The organism is Paenibacillus sp. FSL H7-0737 (assembly GCF_000758545.1).
Classification (GTDB): Bacteria; Bacillota; Bacilli; order Paenibacillales; family Paenibacillaceae; genus Paenibacillus_AQ.
This window is the reverse complement of sequence record NZ_CP009279.1, coordinates 4956237-4977736: the sequence shown is the minus strand read 5'-3', so window position 1 is coordinate 4977736 and position 21500 is coordinate 4956237. Positions and strand designations below refer to the sequence as shown.

Annotated in this window: 18 protein-coding genes; 13 read left to right on the top strand and 5 right to left on the bottom strand. The window is 41.4% G+C overall.

Annotated features, from left to right (window positions below; translation table 11 throughout):
* Window positions 1-357 precede the first annotated feature (357 nt).
* The 5 genes from H70737_RS21870 to H70737_RS21845 all read left to right on the top strand — a co-directional run bounded on the left by H70737_RS21870 (window position 358) and on the right by H70737_RS21845 (window position 4816).
* Window positions 358-981, top strand: a complete 624-nt coding sequence (locus H70737_RS21870) for a nucleotidyltransferase family protein (RefSeq protein ID WP_042190660.1) — start codon at window positions 358-360, stop codon at window positions 979-981.
* A 74-nt stretch (window positions 982-1055) separates the two neighbouring features.
* Window positions 1056-1244 (top strand): hypothetical protein, encoded by a 189-nt coding sequence (locus H70737_RS21865; protein ID WP_042190658.1) that lies wholly within the window; start codon window positions 1056-1058, stop codon window positions 1242-1244.
* Between the two features lie 569 nt (window positions 1245-1813).
* Window positions 1814-2797: an ABC transporter ATP-binding protein gene (locus H70737_RS21855; protein WP_042190654.1), complete on the top strand. Its 984-nt coding sequence runs from the start codon at window positions 1814-1816 to the stop codon at window positions 2795-2797.
* Complete coding sequence (locus H70737_RS21850; protein ID WP_042190652.1) at window positions 2775-3548, top strand: ABC transporter permease; 774 nt, start codon at window positions 2775-2777, stop codon at window positions 3546-3548. The genes H70737_RS21855 and H70737_RS21850 overlap by 23 nt, the downstream gene beginning before the upstream one ends.
* A gap of 128 nt (window positions 3549-3676) precedes the next feature.
* Complete coding sequence (locus H70737_RS21845; protein WP_042190650.1) at window positions 3677-4816, top strand: 5-methyltetrahydropteroyltriglutamate--homocysteine S-methyltransferase; 1140 nt, start codon at window positions 3677-3679, stop codon at window positions 4814-4816.
* Between the two features lie 357 nt (window positions 4817-5173).
* Here H70737_RS21845 and H70737_RS21840 read toward each other — a convergent pair whose 3' ends face one another.
* Window positions 5174-6364, bottom strand: a complete 1191-nt coding sequence (locus tag H70737_RS21840) for a coenzyme F420-0:L-glutamate ligase (RefSeq protein ID WP_042190647.1) — start codon at window positions 6362-6364, stop codon at window positions 5174-5176.
* Window positions 6365-6569: 205 nt separating this feature from the next.
* Here H70737_RS21840 and H70737_RS21835 point away from each other — a divergent pair, with 205 nt between their 5' ends.
* Window positions 6570-7517: a helix-turn-helix transcriptional regulator gene (locus tag H70737_RS21835; RefSeq protein WP_042190646.1), complete on the top strand. Its 948-nt coding sequence runs from the start codon at window positions 6570-6572 to the stop codon at window positions 7515-7517.
* Between the two features lie 67 nt (window positions 7518-7584).
* On the top strand, window positions 7585-8127 hold the full coding sequence (locus tag H70737_RS21830) for a DinB family protein (protein WP_042194322.1): 543 nt from the start codon (window positions 7585-7587) through the stop codon (window positions 8125-8127).
* Between the two features lie 62 nt (window positions 8128-8189).
* Here the strand turns inward: H70737_RS21830 and H70737_RS21825 are convergent, their stop codons facing one another.
* Window positions 8190-9797: a response regulator transcription factor gene (locus H70737_RS21825; RefSeq protein ID WP_231573504.1), complete on the bottom strand. Its 1608-nt coding sequence runs from the start codon at window positions 9795-9797 to the stop codon at window positions 8190-8192.
* A 14-nt stretch (window positions 9798-9811) separates the two neighbouring features.
* Window positions 9812-11500 carry a sensor histidine kinase gene (locus H70737_RS21820; RefSeq protein WP_042190641.1) on the bottom strand — a complete coding sequence of 563 codons (1689 nt, stop codon included), beginning with the start codon at window positions 11498-11500 and terminating at the stop codon, window positions 9812-9814.
* Between the two features lie 431 nt (window positions 11501-11931).
* Between H70737_RS21820 and H70737_RS21815 the strand changes: the two genes are divergently transcribed.
* The 4 genes from H70737_RS21815 to gnpA all read left to right on the top strand — a co-directional run bounded on the left by H70737_RS21815 (window position 11932) and on the right by gnpA (window position 17486).
* Window positions 11932-13410, top strand: coding sequence for a carbohydrate ABC transporter substrate-binding protein (locus H70737_RS21815; protein ID WP_042190639.1), 1479 nt, complete (start codon window positions 11932-11934; stop codon window positions 13408-13410).
* Window positions 13411-13500: 90 nt separating this feature from the next.
* Entirely contained in the window at window positions 13501-14442 is a 942-nt protein-coding gene (locus tag H70737_RS21810; protein ID WP_231573329.1) for a carbohydrate ABC transporter permease, read from the top strand.
* Between the two features lie 9 nt (window positions 14443-14451).
* The gene (locus H70737_RS21805) at window positions 14452-15306 is read left to right on the top strand and encodes a carbohydrate ABC transporter permease (protein ID WP_231573328.1); all 855 of its coding nucleotides are present in this window, start codon (window positions 14452-14454) and stop codon (window positions 15304-15306) included.
* Between the two features lie 26 nt (window positions 15307-15332).
* Window positions 15333-17486, top strand: coding sequence for a 1,3-beta-galactosyl-N-acetylhexosamine phosphorylase (gene gnpA / locus H70737_RS21800; protein WP_197071240.1), 2154 nt, complete (start codon window positions 15333-15335; stop codon window positions 17484-17486).
* 433 nt (window positions 17487-17919) lie between these two features.
* On the opposite strand, the gene H70737_RS21795 is transcribed toward gnpA, so the two are convergent.
* Entirely contained in the window at window positions 17920-18825 is a 906-nt protein-coding gene (locus H70737_RS21795) for an AraC family transcriptional regulator (protein ID WP_042190635.1), read from the bottom strand.
* A gap of 173 nt (window positions 18826-18998) precedes the next feature.
* Here H70737_RS21795 and H70737_RS21790 point away from each other — a divergent pair, with 173 nt between their 5' ends.
* Both H70737_RS21790 and H70737_RS21785 read left to right on the top strand, forming a co-directional pair.
* A complete protein-coding gene (locus H70737_RS21790) occupies window positions 18999-19853 on the top strand; it encodes a sugar phosphate isomerase/epimerase family protein (RefSeq protein WP_042190633.1) in 855 nt (284 codons plus the stop codon).
* A gap of 131 nt (window positions 19854-19984) precedes the next feature.
* Window positions 19985-20998 carry a Gfo/Idh/MocA family protein gene (locus tag H70737_RS21785; RefSeq protein ID WP_042190630.1) on the top strand — a complete coding sequence of 338 codons (1014 nt, stop codon included), beginning with the start codon at window positions 19985-19987 and terminating at the stop codon, window positions 20996-20998.
* A gap of 88 nt (window positions 20999-21086) precedes the next feature.
* Here the strand turns inward: H70737_RS21785 and H70737_RS21780 are convergent, their stop codons facing one another.
* Window positions 21087-21305 carry a hypothetical protein gene (locus tag H70737_RS21780; RefSeq protein WP_042190628.1) on the bottom strand — a complete coding sequence of 73 codons (219 nt, stop codon included), beginning with the start codon at window positions 21303-21305 and terminating at the stop codon, window positions 21087-21089.
* Window positions 21306-21500 lie beyond the last annotated feature (195 nt).

The following is a 21500-nucleotide window of genomic DNA, read 5'->3' as shown; positions in this document are numbered from 1 at the left end:
AAGGACGCATAGTCTATAGAAATATTTTATAATGAGGATGTAGAAAAATCTGGTAGTGTTTAGTTATCTGATGTTGGTTCTTCCATAAACCATGAGATATGGGTGCATCTCTTACAAATAAGTATAGCAGCGTTTTTATTCGCCCAGTCAAATCCTAGAAAGGATGCTCCGCTTGTGTTAAGCAGTTTATAATCCAGATGAAAGGTATCGTTTTGACAACAAGGACAGGTTATTCGCGCGCCTGCAGCACTGTATCTCATTTTAAAAACCTCCTGTGAATTTGTATAGTTCTTTAACGCATCTGAGGTTATTAAGGTTTCATGTACTCGAACTTACTAGTCAATTTGGGGTGGAATTATGAATAGCTGGGAAATAGCTTTGTCAAAGGTATGTGAGCTTTATTGTTCATCGGAAGTGAATTCGAAATTAGAATGGATCTTGCTTGGTTCGGTGGGTTCGGTTTTACAGGGCTGTGAAATGACTCCGGGAGACGTTGATATTTATACAAAAAATAAAGAAGGGATTGCACAATTTGCAGAACTTCTGAAGGAATATTCCTTGCTGGGTAAATGTGAATTCCCTCATGGAGAGAACTGGTTATCCTCTTTAGAAGAACCTACATACACTCAGACCTTTTCTTCAGGCTTTTCATGGACAAAAGGGAGTTGGATCATCGATGGGTTTAAAGTGGAAGTCGTTCATATCTCCAACTCAGCGGGAATTCCTGATTCTATGGATGGCGATGGGGTATGGGAAGGTGGACAATTCATTTGGAATCATTTTAGGAATGTGACAATCGGACGGTACACTATTCCTACGGTTCCTCTAGAAATACAGCTAGAATCAAATTTAAGAAGACAACGATCAGACAGGACACAAGCGATTATTACTGCATTGCAAAAATATGGCTACGATCATGAACTAATCGAAAAAGCTCTATCAAAGAAACACTTACCTTATTTTCATTCTCAAATGAATTGAGCAAAGGAGATTATTTTTAAAAAGGGAATTAACTGGTATAATATGGTTTATAATCGAGAAAGGTGTTGATTTCTATGTCTGACTTTTTTGATCCAGGACCTAATCCAAATGTGACGGACCCTGGCGGTCATAAAGCAAACCATGATGTCAATGCGCAAAAATATCATACACAAGGTGTTCCTGGATTTTGGAGCGAGGTAACCAATCTGTTCATCGTGGTGGCAATAATTGCAGTTATTTTCTTACTCATATGGATCTTCTAATGGCCTTGTAATGAAAAAATGACAGCCCTCATTTAACTTGAGGGCTGTCATTATCGTTATTGAGCTGAGTATCCTCCATCGATGGAATTAATTTTCTGCCAATCCTCATCTGAGACAAGATTAAATTTCATTCCATAAACATTCTGTTTCTGGCTTACTTTCTCTAGCGCTATCTCATTAATGTCTGCGGCAATAACGATAAGATCATTGTTAGTGCCAAAAATAGCCCGCCTGCGGTCATAACGCCACTTTTTGCAACGCCAACCATTTAAACAAGTACTACTAATACCCACCACGCAAAATGGATTTTTTTTTGATTCATGATGTCCTCCTCGTTTTCTCTATGATGAAATAACCTACATTTGCTCCATGCCGGACATTCACCCAATCATTCTTAAAAAATGCGATATTTCCTATAGACATATCATAGTTGTCGTCTATACAAATCTCATTCCTCAGACGGAGAAAGTATCCATCTGGAGCCAGTTATCTAAATTTAGATACTCAAATAAAATAAATTTAACAATGGAATCACTCTTTTAAATCGTACGGGAGAGGATGGTTATAAGGTGGAGAAAATTATAGAAGTACGAGGGATTAGCAAGGTATACGAGAAAAGAAAGACGAAAGAGAAGATCCATGCCGTTCGTGATGTTTCTTTTCATGTAAATCGTGGAGAGGTTCTCGGTTTACTAGGCCCCAACGGTGCTGGGAAAACATCAACAATAAAGATGCTCTGTGGTTTGTTAGAATCGGATGGGGGTTCTATATCCATTAATGGCTTAGATATTTGTAAGAAGAGACTCAAAGCGCTAGAGCATATTAGTGCTGTATTAGAAGGGAACCGGAATTTATATTGGCGTCTTACGGTTCGGGAAAATTTAGAATATTTTGCAGGTAACCGGGGGTACTCTCGGAAGCAAATTGCCGATCAGACAGATAAATTATTAGAGCAATTCAACCTTAAAGAAAAGGAGAATGAGCTGGTTAATGGATTATCTCGTGGGATGCAGCAAAAGCTGGCAATCGCTGTGGCGTTATTAGCTAATACGGATGTCATCTTGCTGGATGAGCCAACGCTCGGTTTGGATGTTGAGGTTAGTTATGAATTACGAAATATTCTAAAAACGATAGTGAGGGAAGAGAAACGTACGATCATTATTAGCTCACATGATATGCCCGTCGTTCAGGAGCTGTGTGACCGTGCCATTATCATTAACAAAGGTGAAGTTGTGATTGACGACAGGGTGGAGAATTTACTTAAGTTATTTGAAACAAGGGCATATTCCATTAAATTAGGTGAGCAATTAAGCCCTGAACAGGAGAATAAACTGTTGAGTATATTCCCTTTAAGTACTTATAAAGCAAGCTCTCATGAAACGATCGTGGAAGTGAATTTAGAGCATGGTCAGGATATCTACGAGTTGTTCGATCTTCTGAAAGAGGAAGGAACGATGGTGGAAAGTATTGATCGAATAACCATTGATTTTGAACAAGTGTTTATTCAGATTGTGAAGGGAGGTAAGACTCATGAAATGGCTCCATTTATTTAATGCTAATTTTCGTAAGGAATATATTGAGTTGAAACGATATTTACCGAACACGATTGCATTAGTAGTCACTTTTTATATTATATTTCTGGCTGCATTTTTTGGAATTATGTTCATAGGAGATCCAGCCAGTTTTAATACGAATGTTCAATATTCAATTGTAAGTGTGGTCTTTTGGAGCTTAACGATGATGACGATGAACTTTATTGGTTATTCGGTAATCACAGAAGCGACGCGTGGAACGTTAGAGCAGTTATATATGTCTCCCATGGGTGTGTGGAAAATTATGCTCACGCGGATCGTCAGTCAATTGGGCTTACAGTCCGTCATTATGATTCTCTTGCTGTTTGGAGCGATGCTAACCTCGGGACAATGGTTGAGTCTTAATCCCATGACAACGATCCCAATCATTATAGTTACTATGATAAGTATGGTAGGCGTTAGTTTTATGATTGCTGGTTTGGCTATTATTGTGAAACAAATTCAAGCATTTCTACAGATTTTTCAATTTGTCTTGATGGGACTTGTATTTGTTCCGATCACTGTAGCTCCGTTTTTAGCTTTTGCCCCATTCGTTAAAGGCGTGAATATGGTAAGAACGGTGATGCTTGAGAATCTAACGTTAACGGATCTATCTTTATCTGACTATGGCGTATTAATATTAAATTCGCTGGTTTATTTGATTCTAGGGCTCGTTGTGTTTGATCGCTGTGAGAAAATAGCCATGAAGAAAGGTCTTCTGGGGCAATACTAGCGTACACAATCGTTTATTTATTAGGTATAACTAATACTTATAACCTGCCATAACTCATTGGTGTAACGGTATAGGCAATCGGATATGCTATATTAATTTTAATAATTTGTTCACGAGGAGATTAATATATGAGCACTCAAACCGAACCTAAAAAGCGAACCGTTACTCCATTTCGATATGATATTGTTGGCAGCTTCCTGCGCCCTCAGGCGTTGAAAGAGGCTAGATTGAAATTCAAAAACAGCGAAATTACTGCCGAGCAGTTGAAGGAAGTAGAGAACGACGAGATTGTGAAGCTCGTGCAAAAACAAAAAGAGGTTGGTCTTCAAGCTGTAACCGACGGCGAATTCCGCCGCTCTTGGTGGCATCTCGACTTCTTCTGGGGTTTTGATGGTGTAGAGCGGACCATTATTGATCAAGGCTACCAATTTAATGGTGCAGAATCCAGACCAGAAACCGCACGACTGACCGGAAAAATAAGCTACAGCAGCCACCCTTTTGTAGCGCATTATGAATTCTTAAAAGGCGCTGCTGGTGAGGATGTTGTTGCGCGCCAATCGATTCCTGCAGCAGCGCAATTCCTGTTTGAGCTGGATCGGGTAGAAAATAAGGAAAGCACGAATGAATTATACCCGAATCGTGAAGAGCTAATTTCGGATATTGCCAAAGCATACAAAGCGTCAATTCTTGCCTTTTATGCAGCGGGCTGCCGCAGCATTCAAATCGACGATTGCACGTGGGGAGCGCTGTGCGACGAACAGTTTATAGCATTTATGAATCAGGTTGGTGTGAATGTAGCTGAATATGCGAACGAGCTTGCGAAGTTGAACGAAGAAGTGGTATCCGGACTGCCGGAAGATCTCGTTGTAACGACACATGTATGCCGAGGCAATTATGTTTCTACTTATGCTGGAGTAGGCGGAGGTTATGAACCTATCGCGCAAACACTTCTGAACATCAATAACTACTCAGGTTACTATCTGGAGTTTGATACTGAACGTGCTGGTGACTTCAAACCATTACGCTTCCTAAAAGACAATCAGCAGGTCGTGCTTGGCCTGTTCTCTTCCAAATTTGGTGAGCTTGAAAGCAAGGAAGATATTCTGAAGCGTATTGAGGAAGCGAAGCAATATGTCGATCTAAACCGGATTTGCCTGAGCCCGCAATGTGGCTTTGCTTCCACTGAAGAAGGTAACCACCTTACAGAAGAGCAGCAATGGCGCAAGCTTGCTTATATTAAAGAGATTGCTGAAGAGATCTGGAATTAACTCTAATTAAAAAGTAGACAGAGACAATACACCTTTAACCATTCGGATGTTCATCCGTACGGTTAAAGGTGTATTTTGATATAGAGTGGGTACATGGATTTACTTGGCGTGCTGTCACTATACCAGTGGATTGTGAGTAATTAGGGAAAAGCTCCCTAATAAAAGCCGATAATTGCTTTAAATGAATGCAATCAGGGAATTCCTCCCTAAAAAACAGAGTGAAATCAAGATTTACCGTCAAATCAGTCGAATTTCAGGGAGGAATTCCCTAATCTATCAATGCCTTGATATGAAAGAGGGCACCGCAAAGTAAAAAAAGGGAAGTCTCGTAGAGGAGACTCCCTTTTTGTACTCATCTTATTTTGTATAGTTATCGAAGTAACCTTGAATATAAATCATCGGTGTTCCTTTATCGCCACTACCAGAAGTCAAATCAGATAATGAACCAATCAAGTCCGTTAATCTACGAGGAGTAGTCCCTTGTGCTTCCATCGCACCAACCAGGTCATCATTTTTATTCTGGATGTATTTAGAAATGGCTTGTTTCAGCTCTTCACCACGAAGATGAGAGAAGTTGTTATCGGCCAAATATTTCAATTTCACTTCATTTGGTGTTCCATCAAGTCCGGCAGTGTAAGCAGGGGATACAACTGGATCTGCCAGTTCCCATATTTTACCGACTGGATCTTTGAATGCTCCATCGCCATAAACCATAACTTCTACAGTTTTACCTGTAATTTCTTTGATTTTTGCTTGGATACCATCTACGATAGGTTGGCAGTTGTTTGGAAATAGCTTTACACTTTCTTCTGTAGCTTTGTTTGATCCTAGCAGACCATAGGCTTCGTTAAAGCCGCTGCCATCGATTGATTGTGTAAGAATATCATCCAAGCCAAATACTTTTTCAGCACCGTTGTTTGTGAGAATACGCTTGGTTCTGAAGCGAGTGTGAATATCGCAAGTTAATACATTTTTTGTATAGTTTAAAATGGTTTTTGGGTTGTTGGAGAAGATGACTTCACAAGCCACACCTTCAGCTTCAATTAAACCTTTATAATATTCGATATAGTCAACACCTGTGAATGGGTGCTTAATATAGCCGAAAAACTCACGGAATTGAGCCTCTGTTAACACATCCGTCCATGGATTAACGCCCTTAGCATCTAATTCGTCGATGTCTACAAGATGGTTGCCCACTTCATCAGATGGATAGCTTAGCATTAAGACTACTTTTTTTGCTCCTTTGGCAATTCCACGCAAGCAGTTAGCAAATCGGTTACGGCTAAGGATAGGGAAAATAACACCCACAGTTTCTTCACCGAATTTTGCCTTTATATCAGCAGCAATATTATCAATTGTCGCATAGTTTCCTTGTGCCCGAGCCACAATGGATTCCGTTACGGTTACAATATCACGATCCTCGATCGAGAAACCTTCGACTGTTGCTGCATTCAATACCGTCTGAACTACGATTTCTTCAATGTTATCCCCATTGTTAATGATGGGCCCGCGGAGTCCACGTATCACTGTTCCAACTACTCTTTCCAATATGATCTCTCCTCTTATAAGGGTATACTCTCTATATAAGTAATGGTTATAATCCCTATATTACTATACCCTTTTAGAGCGATATAAGTAAAATTAATGTTTATAATATCTAATATAAAAATGGTTTATAGATATAGAAGTTTTTAGAGGTTTTTTACATTGCCGTTTGAGATATTAAAACAATTTATCGGGGAGGGAGAGCCGTATGAACAAAATGGACCGTTTGTTAGCTATAGTGCTTGAACTGCAGCGTAACAAAATGTTACGGGCGGAAGATTTGGCGGCTACGTTTGAAACGAGCGTGAGAACTATCTATCGGGATATTCAGGCACTGAGTGAAGCAGGCGTATCCATAATAGGAGCGCCAGGGCAGGGCTACTCCTTGATTGAGGGGTATTTCCTGCCACCCGTTAGTTTCACGCTGGACGAAGCAGTGACATTGCTTATCGGGACTGACTTTATCGAGCAGTGGTTTGATGCCCATTATGGCAATAAGGCTAGAAGTTCTAAAGCAAAAATAGAAGCTATCCTGCCAGAAGCCATCCGCAGTGAAGCATCACAGATCCGCAAAAGTTTTCGTTTATTTGCATCCGCAGCAGATATAGCACCAATACAAGAAAAGGCATGTCTGGAAGCCATTCGTCGAGCGATATTGGAGGAAAGGAAAATAAGATTTCGTTATTCCAAAAGAATCGCCGAAGCCGATGGGAACCGTCAAAGTATTCGTACGGTTGCTCCTTACGGACTTGTGCTTCATCAAGGATCATGGGTACTCGTCGCCTGGTGTGAATTGCGTCAAGACATCCGTCATTTCCGGTTATCCCGAATGAGGGAGCTTATTGGACTGGAAGATAAATTTATACGGCCAGCGGATTTTCAATTGGAGGTATACCAACCTCCTGATGATCGCAACGTTCATGTGGTTATCTTAGTCCATTCTGACATAGCTGATAAGGTAAGGGAATCGAACAATTTTTATATGGAAACTATAGAGGATCATGCGGAAGGCTTACGGGTTACTTTTCGGGTTCGAGAGCCAGCGGAATTGCTGCAATGGGTGCTGGGCTGGGGAGGTGGCATGGTTGTGCTAGAGCCGGAATCTTTTCGCCAGCAAGTTAGAAACGAACTAGAAATAATGTTAAAACGCTACTGACATAACGCTGTCAGTAGCGTTTTTATATACTTGGATAATCAATGACTACAGGAGCTGATATATAATGATTACAACAAAAGAAGCCTTACAACGTTTTGAAGAAACTACGACATACTATATTCAAGAAGTAGAGCGATTCAATCTGGAGCAGCTGATGCAAAAGCCGAGTGAAAACGAGTGGTCCATCGGACAGATGGTTCAACATCTCATTAACTCGGCACTGTATATGCAGCTTCGTAATATTGATCAATGTCTGGTGCTCAACCAAGATCCCTCGGTATCTCATGTGGGGAAAACCGAGGATGGTGCGGCTATATTTGCACAAGGCAGTTTTCCGCCCATTCGTATTCAGGTTCCGCCTTCCGCCCAATATACGCCGGAGCAGCCGGAGAGCAAGGAACAATTAAGTCAAGGGTTACATTCAGTCATCCAAAGAATGAGAGAGATCGAACCGTCTCTTGAAAAAGCGTCCAAACAAAATACCGTATCTCACCCGCGATTTGGTGGACTATCCGCGGAGGAATGGTTCCTGCTTATTGAGATGCACTATCGTCATCATCTTCTGCAGCTGGAGCGATTAAACAAAGAATTGTTTCGGAAAGTGATGTAATACCAAAAAAAGAGACCGTTGCTGATCTACAGCAACGGCCTTTCGTCGTAAAAGAAAGGATCTTAATTTCCTGAGCTAAGCGTTGCTTGAACATAATCTTTATATTCACTCGGATTAACTCCAAAATGCTTCTTGAAAAGTCTGGTGAAATAAAATTGATCATGTATACCGATTTGCGTAGAAATCTCTTTGACATAAGGGTTGCCCTTTAGAATTAACTCTGCGGCTTTCTCCATTTTTACGGTGTTAATGTAATGAATGATACTTTGGCCGACTTCTTCTTTAAAGATTCTGGATAGATAGTTCTCACTTAAGTTGACCTGCTTGGCAATCAGAGATAAGGTCAGCTTTTTCTGATAATTTGCATTGATATAATCAATCGTTTGTTTAACATCCCTATTATGGGTAGTCACAATCTGTTGTTTTTGATGTGAGAATAATTGAAATAAAAGCTCCATCTGCGTTAGAATCTCAGCACTTCGTTTACTGTTTGCAATATTCTCAATAGTTGTTTTCAAAAGCTTTGGATCTTCAACGATAATGTGAGCATCGCATAATGGAAGATAGTGCAGACAATTGACGATGAATGTTTTGGCTTCAGCCGGCTTTATTTGTTTCGATCTGCAGGTTTCAAGGAAATTTTGAGTGGCTTGATTAACGGCTTCAACGCCCGAACGTTTCCAGGCCTGTATTAAATTCGTAGAGAACTCATGAACGTTTTCGAAATCGAGCGTATCATTTAAATGGACAATCTCGGGATCAATAATCGTTATTTCGTTGTAAAATTGGATTTCCAAGGATTCTTTACATCGCTCTAGCATTACTTTCGCCTCAGCGTATCCTCTAATGGGCTGGGAATAAACAATGGTAGGGGTAATGGAAATATACATTTTGATCAACTGAATGACTCTATGGATAAAGTCGGTACGGATAATTTGCTGATTGTCCAAGGTATCAGTGGAGATTAGCAGCAACAATGCATTCGATTCAAGCTGAATAATTTCGAATTGATCTACGGTTTCCAGGATATCTAAGATGATGTTTTCAATGAAGGATACCGATAGCTGGTTTTTACGTGCGCTAGGGCTGGCGCTATTTTGCTCAAAGGTGATGTAGAACAAGTAGCAGCTATTGTCACTAAAAGCGAGTGTTATAGAATTTTGCTGCTCAAGCTGATTCATATCATAATATGGGTCGGTAAAATAATCTTTTAAAATCGCATTCTTCACACTCTTTAAATTGTGTTGCAATAGCTGAGATTGTGTCTCTAGCTGCTGCTTGGAATGAAGCTGTTCTTGGATTAGCTGCGTGGATTTCTCCAGCAACTGGATGAGGTCCGCAGTCTTCATACTAATCTTAAGCATATAATCTACAGCGCCAAGTACTAATGCTTCACGAACCAATTCATACTCCCCGTGGTTACTTGCCACCAGGATTTTCCCGGCAAACCCTCTGTTATTGAGTTCTTTTATCAGCTGCAAACCATCCATATTAGGCATTTTGAGATCTGTAATGATGATATGGGGATTAAACTTCTCAACAAGGGTTAAAGCTTCAACTCCGTCAGAGGCTGTAGCACAGATCATATATCCAAGCTCTTCCCATGGAATCATGGTTCTGAGCGCGACTTTTACAATGGGTTCATCATCCACCAGCATTACATTATACATTGGATACACTAGTATCACCCCTTATCTTCTTCGTAGGTTTGTTTGGGGATAATCAGGCGGCAACAGGTTCCTTGACCCACCAAGCTTGTGATGAATAGTCCGTAGCTCTCACCATATTGAAGCTTAATGCGATCGGCTACATTAGAAATTCCGATACCGGACAGCGTATCAGCCTTTTCCGATTTTTTCGTATCAAAGCCTTTTCCGTTATCAATGATTTCTATAACAAGTGTGTATTCATTTTTTGCGTAAGCCTTAATGCGGATAAGAACTTTTCCTCCAATATCCGTAACCCCATGGATGATAGCGTTCTCAGCGATCGGCTGCAGAATAAGTTTAGGGATCAGACTATGTAATACCGATTCATCTAGATCATATTCAACGTCAAATCGATCAGCATAACGTATTTTTTGAATAGCAAAGTAATTGTCCAGATTATTAAGCTCTTGTTTGATGGTTATTTCCTCATCTTGATCGATGATGGTACTGCGCAGTAATTCTGCGAGAGAGGAGATACCATCACTTAACACCGGAACCTGGTTAATCATTGCGAGCCATCGCAAGGAATTTAGAGTGTTGAATAAAAAATGAGGGTTAATCTGTGATTGTAGCATTTGTAATTCAAGCGAACGCTGCCTCTTTTGATCTTTCTGCTGATCCTCTATCAGTTGCTCAATCCGGCTGACCATGCTATTAATCCTATTAGCAAGAACACCCATCTCATCGTTGCTGTGATCTTCTATACGATTGGATAAATTGCCATAAAAAATTTGATTACAGAAGACAATAATTTGTTTGATAGGCTTTAGGATGCTTTTATACAAAACGATGATAATTAGGATACAAAGGATTACAATGATGCTGACGACGATAAGGAGTCCAGTGGTGATTTTACTTGTCTCAGAATTAATATAAGAGAAAGGAACCGTAGAAATCATGTACCAGCCTAATTGATTATTATTGATATAGGAGATCTGATGCATTTTGCCATTGACTAAGCCTTGAAAGGAATGGTTCTTCTGTGCCTCTTGTTCCTTGATTTGCTTAAACAGTTGACCTTTATCATACGCTTCTCCAAGTGTTGTACCCTTTAGGTTGGAGGACATCACTATTCCTTCTCTATTCATGATAAGCAGATTAGAACCTGTTCCTAAGTCCACACTGGAAAGAATGACTTTTGAGAATAACTCCCCGCCGATAAAAACAAACACATAACCTAATGGAACGCCAATGTCTTCTTGATCAAAAATTTTACGCCCCAGGACAATCGTATGGGAAGCACGATAGCTTTTTACATAATTAAGACTGTCATAAGGGGCATTCAGATCTACCTGTTTCATGATTTCCCCATACTTTGGATTGGGAATGCCATCATAGCCTAATTCATAAATAGGTTCGTTCTTGGAATCTATGATCCGAACGTTCTGAACATATCCCGGATAAATGGTTCTGTACACATTATCCATAGCGTGGTTAATGGTAGCATTGCTAGGAGCGGGTTCATTAGGTGCTGCCGTTAAACGCTCCTGAATAATAGGATTGGTAGAAACAGATCCGGCAAGATATTGATAGTTATTAAGCTCGCTTAACATCGTTCGATTGAGCAGTGTCAAAGCCTGAAAGGTAGATTTGCTTAATTTATTGTTAATGGATTTGGAGTAGATAGTATAGGAATAGAAACCTATAAAGATGATTGGAATCACGGAAACGATTAAGAAGATAACGGTTAAGCGATTTTGAATTTTAATTTTTCTTATGATTTGTGGGGGACTAGGAAAATACCGCTTCCCTTTGTTATGACTCAGGTGGATGACCTCCCATTCGATATCCTTTACTTACAAGTTAACATAAAAAGAAGAATGGAATATATATGCATGGGCGAAAAGCAAGAATAATCTATGGAATCGTTAGTATTATCCATTCCTTTAACCGCTAAGTTTACAAGACATGTGATCCTGATGAATAAGCATATCTGAAACCTGAATGATAGATGGATAAAATAATACATAGGTAAGTTTGTATTGTAAATGTAAATAAAACGTAAACACTTCTATACTTAATTTATCAGATAAAGCGTTTTCAATATTTAATCTGTGGTTGGGTCATTAGCAAGAACATCTTAAGGAGGGCGTTTATGAGAAAGACAATGAGTACGTTATTAGCAGTTACGCTGCTGGGTGTGGGGTTGATTGGTTGTGGGAATAGCACGAATACACCAGCTGCCTCAAAGGATTCGAATTCTACAAAAGCTACGAGTACAGCGGAAGCGACAAGTACAACGAACGCCGAGAATACTTCTAAAGAGGATGCTAAGAAGGATTTTGATAACAAGGAACTGAGTATTGCTGTATTCCAAGGTGGATATGGCGCCGATTATTGGAATGAAATTGTCAGTAAATTCGAGAGTACTTATCCAGGGGTAAAAGTGAATATGACGATCAACCCTAAGGTTGGTGAAGTGATCAGACCACAGATTGTTGCCGGTAATCCTCCTGACTTCCTATCTGTTACGGATACAGAGCAAAGTGGGATTATGCTTTCCCTGATTAAAGAAAAAGGACTTCTAGACATCACTGATGTATTCGAAAGCAAGGCCTTAGATAAAGATGAGACGCTAAAGGATATGATTCTTCCAGGAATGCTGGACAGCACAAGATTTCAGCCGTATCAAGACGGGAAGATCTATCTGGCACCTTTTAACGCTGGACCGATGGGCTTGATTTACAACAAAACTTTGTTCGCGGAAAAAGGCTGGAGTGTTCCTGAGACTTGGGACGAGTTCTTTGCATTAGGCGATGAGCTGAAAAAAGAAGAGAACTTCTTGGTCAATGCAGATGGAACGAAAACGAAAAGAGCGTTGTTCACTTACCAAGGTATCTATCCGGACTATTTGGAAGAAATTCTGTATCCTGCGATTGCTAGTGCGGGCGGTAAAGAAACGTTAGATAAAGTCTTTGCTTATGAGGAAGGTTCATTTAAGAACGATACGATCAAAAAAGTATTGGATATATTCTACAAAATATCTAAAGACGGATATCTGATGGATGGCACAGTTGCCTTGAACCATACCCAATCGCAGACTGATATGATGATGGGGAAAGCGTTGTTTATTGTAAACGGCAACTGGATGGAAAATGAAATGAAGGATTCACCAAGGGAGAATGGCTTTGAATTTGGGATGACAACCGTCCCTGTATTTAATAAAGGAGATCAGAAGTACGTACTTTCCAGCTATGAGCAATTCTCCATTCCTGCAAAAGCTAAAAATCCAGAGCTGGCTAAAGAATTCTTAAAGTTCCTGTATACGGATGAGTCCGTTAAATTATTCGCGGAAAAAGCTAATGGTGCGTACGCACTTAATGGTGCGAAGGAGCTGTCGAAGCCATACTTGACCAAAGGTGTATATGACATGTTTGAGGCTTACAATGGTTCCATTTCAATTCTGCAAGGCTGGCAATCCTTACCGAAGGGCTCCAAAGTTAGTGTAGTCACTGAAATGTTCAAGAATACGATGACGCCAGTCATGACAGGTCAAATGACCACTGACCAATGGATGGATAATGTTGAAAAAGCTTTTGCACAGATTCGTAAAGAGAAAGCAGCTAGTAAATAATTTATAGCATCTCATGCCAATGCATCCTGTTAAGAATGGATACAGACATCTATGAACAGGATGCATTTTGCATGAAGAGGAGTGAGAAAGATGTCTGAGATGCAACTAACGGAAGTAGCTCCTAGAAACAGAAAATTAAAGACTAAGTCAACGAAAACTAAAAATCCGAAGCTATTCATAGCCGTATGTACCATTCCTGCGCTCCTGTTGACTCTCGTATTTATGATCATTCCAACCTTTCGGGCATTCGTTATGTCTTTTACGGATGCAACCGGGATGAGTGATGAGAACAAGTTTATCTTTCTGGATAACTATAAATATATGTTCCAAGATGAGATGTTCCTCAAAGCGCTTAGTAATACGTTCAAGCTGATGCTGGTCGTGCCGGTGGTTACCTTAGCCTTTGGCTTAGTGCTTGCTTTTCTATTGACGCAGACGAAGCTGAAAGAGAGAGGCTTTTACCGGACGGTATTCTTTTTCCCAAGCATTATCTCTTTGACGGTAGTCGGGATCATATGGTCCTTTGTGTTTCATCCGAACATGGGGATCTTGAACAATATTCTCTCAAGTATTGGGCTGGATCAACTGACTATGACTTGGCTTGGGGATAGCCGAACTGCATTATGGTGCGTTGCGGTCACTCTGATCTGGCAGGCGGTTGGTTACTATATGGTGATGTATATCGCTGCAATAGATGGGATTTCTGCGGATGTGTTCGAGTCGGCGACCATTGATGGTGCAGGGTATTTCCGGAAGCTTGTCAGCATTACGATCCCACTGTTAAAAGAAATCATTGGAATAACCTTCGTGCTGTCCCTGGCGGGTACGATCAATTTAAGCTTTATCGTCGTAACAATCATGACCGGCGGTGGACCGGCAGGTGGTACTACTGTATTACTCCATTACATGTACACTCAAGGGTTCCAAAATGCGAACTTTGGTTATGCCATGGCTATCGCGATTTTTACGCTTGCGTTTGCCTTTGTCCTTTCTTTTCTGTCTAGACTACTTACAAATCGAGCAGAAGGGTAGGGGAGAAGGGTGAATAGTAATCAACAGAGTCTTATAAAAATAAACATTATCAATTGGATCACTCGGCTGTTTCTGATTGTGGCTACTATTGTTTTGTTATATCCGTTTGTATGGAATCTTTTAGCCTCATTTAAGAGCAACACGGAATTTCTAACCGATCCTTTCTCCTTTCCACAAGCCTTACACTTGGATAACTATGTACGTGCTTTTCAGAAATCTAAGATGGGAAGTTATTTCCTGAATTCTATCTTTCTAGTGGTACTTTCCACTGCGATTCTAGTTATTTTTGTGGTCCCTATAGCTTATGTATTAACGAGATTTAAGTTTTGGGGTTCCAAAATGATTCTTAATATTTATATGGCCTGTATCTTTCTCCAAGCTTCTTATATCATGGTTCCTTTATTTATTCAGGTGAATTCTTTCGGGATGCTGGACAATCGCGGGATGCTCGGTTTGATCTATGCTGTCCTTCAGTTTCCTTTTGCGATCTTTGTGTTAAGCGGATTTCTGCGATCTGTCCCTAGAGATTATGAAGAGGCCGCCAAGATTGACGGTTGCGGGAATACAGGGGTACTCGTCAGAATCATTGCGCCACTAGCTAAGCCGGGAATTGTAACGGTCTGTATGCTGGCAGCGATGGGCTTTTGGAATGAGTATCCACTGGCATTAGTTCTAATTCAAACGGATAGCAAAAAAACATTACCGGTGGGTTTAGCCAATCTGTTTGAGGTTCAAAGGTATGCTACAGATTGGAGCGCACTATTTGCCGCATTGATCTTGGTACTCATTCCAACGATTCTCCTATATGTGGTAGGACAAAAACAATTGCTCCAAGGAATAAGCGCTGGTGGAATTAAGGGCTGAACTACAAAGTCATGGAGGGAATTTGTGTGGACAAAGGAAGATTTACACTACCTGGTGAAACAGGAATGGAAGAGGTCATAGCCGATCTTGTAGAGAGATGGGGCGTAGATGCTGTACGTGACAGTGATGGCACGAGTCTATCGCAGGACATTCTTGATATGGGTCTGCAAATCTATTCAACGCTTTGTCTGGTACGTGAGGACAACGAGTGGGCAAAGCAGCATCCACAGTATAGACAGCAGATTTATCTGATGTCTGCACCATTGATTGCGACATCGAAGGTGAAGACCATTGATATTATGGCAGATTTTTTTGCAGATCAATTTGTTCCTAATACAGATGTGGATATTAAAAAGTATTGGCAGGTTGTAAACCGGACCACAGGAGAAATAGTACCTTCGGCACATTGGAGTTATGCAGAGGGGATCGTCACGCTTGAGCAGGCGGAACAGTTTCACAAATATACCGTCAGTTTCTTGGCCTATCAGATTTGGGAACCGGTCTCTATGTACAATCACATCACGAATAACTGGACGGAAGAGCATCGCTTACCACTGGATGTTCGTTATCCCGAGGCGCAAGAGCATGTATTGAAGGTGCTGAAAGATTGGCTAGCAAAGCATCCGAAGACTGATATCGTTCGTTTTACTACCTTCTTTTATAATTTCGACTTGATTTTTAATAAGGAAGGTAAGGAGAAGCAAGTTAATTGGTTTGGCTATCTAAGCTGCGTAAGTCCATTAGCATTAGATCAGTTTGAACAAGCTTATGGATATCGTCTGACTGCGGAAGATTTTGTGGATCAAGGACGATATAATACACCGTTTATGAATCCGACGCCAAGGTATTTGGACTGGATGGAATTTAATCAGAAATTCATTGCAGGTTATGCCAAACAATGTGTTGATATGGTGCATGATTTCGGTAAGAAAGCCATTATGTTCTTTGGGGATCACTGGGCAGGGACAGAGCCTTATGGTAAATATTTTTCCGAGATTGGGCTAGATGCAGTGGTCGGGGCTGCCGGAGATGGGGTTACGACCCGTATGATCGCGGATATTCCTATTAAGGATACCGAAGCCCGGTTCTACCCTTACTTCTTCCCAGATGTATTCTTTGAAGGTGGAGATCCTGTTGGAGAGTCCATGCCGATCTGGATAAAATGTCGCCGGGCACTTATGCGTAAATCGGTTGGAAGAATGGGGTATGGCGGATATCTAAGTCTGGCGTACCAATTCCCTAATTTTATTGATCATGTGACGGAGATTGCGACTCAGTTTAAAGGAATTCATGCAAATGCTGAAGGGACTCAGCCGTATAAAGCATCGTTTAAAGTGGCGATTCTTAATACTTGGGGCTACATTCGCAGCTGGCAGACGCACCAAGTGGCTCACTCTTTATGGAATCAAAGATGTTATTCCTACATAGGGGCACTGGAGTCACTCGCAGGCTTGCCTTTCGACATTGAATTTATAAGCTTTGATGATATTGGACAACACGGGATTGATCCTAGTATCGGTGTGATCATTAACGCGGGTGATGTCCATACTTCTTGGAGTGGCGGAGATCATTGGAGCGATCCGAAAGTGGTATCTAGCATTCGTGAATGGGTGCATCAAGGCGGCGGCTTTATTGGAATTGGTGATCCAACGGCATATGAGCATCAAGGGGTTCTCTTTCAACTAGCAGATATTTTAGGTGTTCAAAAGGAAATGGGTTTTACAGCAAGCGTTAATAAGCCTAAGGTAACGCCAGTAAAGGAGCATTTCATTACGGAAGATCTGGAAGGCGACATTGATTATGGTGAAGGGATGACCATGATTTATCAAGCGGAGATTGGAGCACAAGTCTTGGATGTGCACGACAATAGCTGCAATCTTGCCGTGAATTCATTTGGGCAGGGTCGAGGCGTTTATATTGCAGGGCTGCCGTATAGTATCCAGAATACTAGATTACTGAGCCGGGCGATCTTTTGGGCTGCACATCAAGAGGAACAATTGTATTCTTGGTTCTCATTGAATCCGAATGTAGAGTGTCATGCTTACCCTGAGACTGGCCGCTATTGTGCTGTAAATAACACAGCGGAGACCCAAAAGACGACAATCCTGATGGAGAACGATTTGAGAATAGAGCTGGAATTGAACGGAATGGAAAGTGTGTGGCTGGATATGAATATGTAACTTCACTTTAAGACATACATTTAAGGAGTCAGTCGTAACTACGGAGAACATTTGGACTTGCGGCCGCTGTTGTCTCAAACTTTCCTGAATTGTACCGCTTCGATAGAGTAATTGGGGAATTTCTCCCTGAAATTCCGGGATTTTTGGTCATTAGATTAATAATCAGGGAAAACCTCCCTAAAGTTTTGCTGATTCGATAGCAATTAAAGGAATCCCCCTTATTATTAGGGAGGAATTCCCTGATTGCGTTCGTTTAGAGCGAATTTTGATTATTTTCAGGGAGTTTTTCCCTAATTAGTTTTAGAGCCGCCCCCTTCTTCGATTTTTCAGGGAAGGGGGCTTTTGCTTTTTAATCATAAGCATGAATCCATCAACCGCAATGTTTTTGGCGAGTTCTTCTTACTTGGATTGAGATGTTCTGGGGTTTCCGTATCTAGAGAATCCGAGACAACTTGCGATACGCCCGCGGAGAAATCCCCTCATTCGCCGTGAACACCCTGCTGAAATAATGGATATCGGAATAGCCGACCTGATCGCCCACCCTCTCAATCGGCCAATCCGTTTCTCGCAGCAGCTTACGCGCTTCCCTATGCCGGATCGAGCGGAGGTATTCTCCGGGGGGCATACCTGCGACCTCACGAAAGAGCTTGGCAAAGTGGTCCTCATGCATATTCATGGATGTGGCCATGGATTTATTGGTCCAGCGTTCTGCTAACCGCTCTTCTATCTCGTCTATTAATGCCCTGATCCGTTCGGTGTGAACTGAAGACTTAGCTGCATCTCGGGAGCTTTGCGTTCGAAGCAGCGAAGTCAGAATACCAAGTAGTAGCCCTCGACAGACCCACTCATAGCCGGCAGGCCGCATAGTGAATTCATGAACGAGCTGTTCCATGGCATGAACACATTCGGGTGGCGGGGAGTAGATCGGTTCTTGTGACAATGGCATGAAGGGGACAGTTACGGCTTCAAAGGCGAATTTATCGTGTATGACTTCATCCTCATTAACTACCATATCTTCATCATGTGTAATAATTGATTCCCCAAAGAAATCAAAATGGATTCCAATAAGCTTAGTATCTGAATCTGACAGGATAATATTCTGATGATATACCCCAGATGAGAGGAAAATTAGCTGCCCAGCGTTCAGTATATATTCTTCCGTATCCATCTTTGTTAATAATTTGCCCTGGCGAACATATAGTAGCTCGAAGTCATATAGCCTTCTTCTTTGGAAGGTGCAAGGTGGAAGTGTCTGCAATTGTGCATAGTGAATTCCGGGTGCCCAATCACGAGAGGGTACCTGCTTTCTCAGTGGGTAAGAGGGATCTTTGTCAGACATGTCACTGCCTCCTGAATCTTTAATAGAATAGACCGGAATAATGCAAAAAGTCTCTTCTTCGCCTAAATAAATCGAATTTTAAATCTAGTATAATATAAATAATTAAAGGATACAAAGTGCATCTAAGCCTAGGGAGTGGAAAACGGAAAAGAACAAATAGGAGGAGAATTTAAATGAAAAAGGGAATAAACATCTGGTCGTTTCGCGAAGGAACTGAAATTAAAGAATGCGTACGTCTAGCCAAAGCGGCTGGATTTGAGGGGATCGAGCTGTCATTAAATGAGTCAGGTGAACTTGGCCTGCAAACCACTGAGAAAGAAGCGCGTATCCTTCGTGATTCTATTAATGAAACGGGTCTGGAGATCGCGGGGCTGGCAACAGGTCTATATTGGTCTTATGCGATGACTAGTGAATCTGAAGCGAATCGAACCAAGGCAATCGACGTATGCAAAAAGCAACTGGAGCTGGCGGCTGCGCTAGGTGTAGATACAATTCTTGTCATCCCTGGCGCTGTTGGTGTGGATTTCATCGAGGGCTGTGAGGTTGTTGATTATGAAAAAGCTTATGATAGAGCGCTGGAAGCGATTAGTCATTTAGCCAAGGATGCTGAGCAAGCAGGCGTTTCTATTGGTCTTGAAAATGTGTGGAATAAATTCTTGCTGTCTCCGCTTGAATTACGTACTTTTATTGATACGGTCGGTTCCAGTTATGTAGGTTCCTATCTTGATGTTGGAAATATCGTGCATTCCGGTTATCCAGAGCAGTGGATACGGATTCTAGGCCATAGAATTAAAAAAGTGCATTTCAAGGATTACCGTCGGACGGCTGGTGGGCTTCATGGATTTGTTGATCTGCTTGCCGGAGATGTCGATTATCCAGCAGTTATGAAAGCGCTTGAAGACATTGGATACAACAATTATGTTACCGGTGAAATGATACCGTCATACACACATTATACGGAGCAAATTATTTTTAATACTTCTGCAGCTATGGATGCCATTCTCGGACGTACCACTTTCAAAGCTTAAAGTAAGGGGGAAGGTGATGCTCAGTCTATAGCAATCATTGAGGCTGAGATACAATCCGCTGGGCTGGAAGGTGCTTGGATAGAGCTTAGAGCTCGTTTAATTATTAATCATTTAGCTGGGGAGGCTTCACTATGTTGAAAATAGGTTTGATTGGCTTTGGATTTATGGGCCGGATGCATTTTGATAATTATGTTCGCTTAACGGAAGAGGGGCATCCCATCGCCCTTAAAGCCATCTGTGACTTGCGAATTGAAGAATTGAAAGACGGTAAAGCGGACGGCAATATGAGTACCGCTCGAGAAGTGTATGATTTAACAGCTTACAGTCTCTATGATGATCTGGAGAAAATGATAGCGAATGAGGAACTGGATATGATCGATATTGCAGTTCCTACTTACCTGCATGCTGAAATGGCTTGTTCGCTGCTGGAACGAGGATATCATGTCTTTTGTGAGAAGCCGATGGCTAGAACTTCAGTAGAAGCGCAGAAAATGGTAGAAGCAGCAGAGCGCAGTGGAAAGAAATTGATGATCGGGCAGTGCCTGCGTTTTTGGCCAGGGTATGAATATTTGAAAGAAGTTGTGGAAACTGAGCAATTTGGTAAAGTGACAGAAGGATATTTCTACCGTGGTTCAGGGGCTCCTAAAGATTGGTTTCTGGATGAGAAGCTAAGCGGTGGATGCATTGTGGATATGCATATTCACGATACGGATATGATTAACTATCTGTTCGGCAGACCGGATAAAGTATCGACCTTGGGACGAAATGTTCTACCGGGAAGCGGATATGATATTGCTTCTACACACTATTTTTATAAGGATGCAAAGGTGATCAATGCTCAGGTGGACTGGACGCTGGAGGGCGACTTTGGATTCTACATGGGGTACAGGGTTAACTTCGAGCGAGGAAATGTTGTATTTGATGGTAGTGGAGTCAAGGTGAATCCTAATGATGGAGCAGGCTTCACGGTAGAGCTTTCCCCGGATGCGGGCTACTACAGGGAGCTGGTCTATTTCTTGGATGCGATTATTCAAGATAAGCCTATTATCATTTGTACGCCTGAGAGTGCAGCAGATTCTTTGGAAATCATAGAGGCGGAAGTACAGTCAGCGAATGCCGAAGGGGAATGGATTGTACTTAACTAGCAGGATATAGAGGATGCAAAGGCGTGACGGGAGGAAAGATCATTGTAGATGATTTCTCCAGTCACGTCTTTTTGGCATGCATTCTCAGCTAACCTTTATTGCGCTGGAATTTTGTATTGTCCCTAGCATAGTGTGATACGGAGCCGTCATATCTTCTAAGGCGTACCTGTACATCGGAGAACTCTTCAACGATTCCTGAGGCAACCTCAGAATACATTCCATCAGGATCAAGCTGTAGGGCAGTGATATAAGTTTGGGATAAAGCAGCTATGAAAAAATCAATATTTTTATTAAGTGTATGTGGCATGGTATTCCCTCCGGTGATATCTTCAACATGTATGAATATAAATAATCCTAAGGAACTATTTTACCACGATTTGCGGATGAATTTGAGGAGGAATTACTTGATTTCGGTCAAAAATATGCGAAATTTGGTTGTAATTGTATTAAAATCCGAAGATCATCCGAGGGCAGGTAGCGAAGTTGTTTCGCTGTCTGTCTT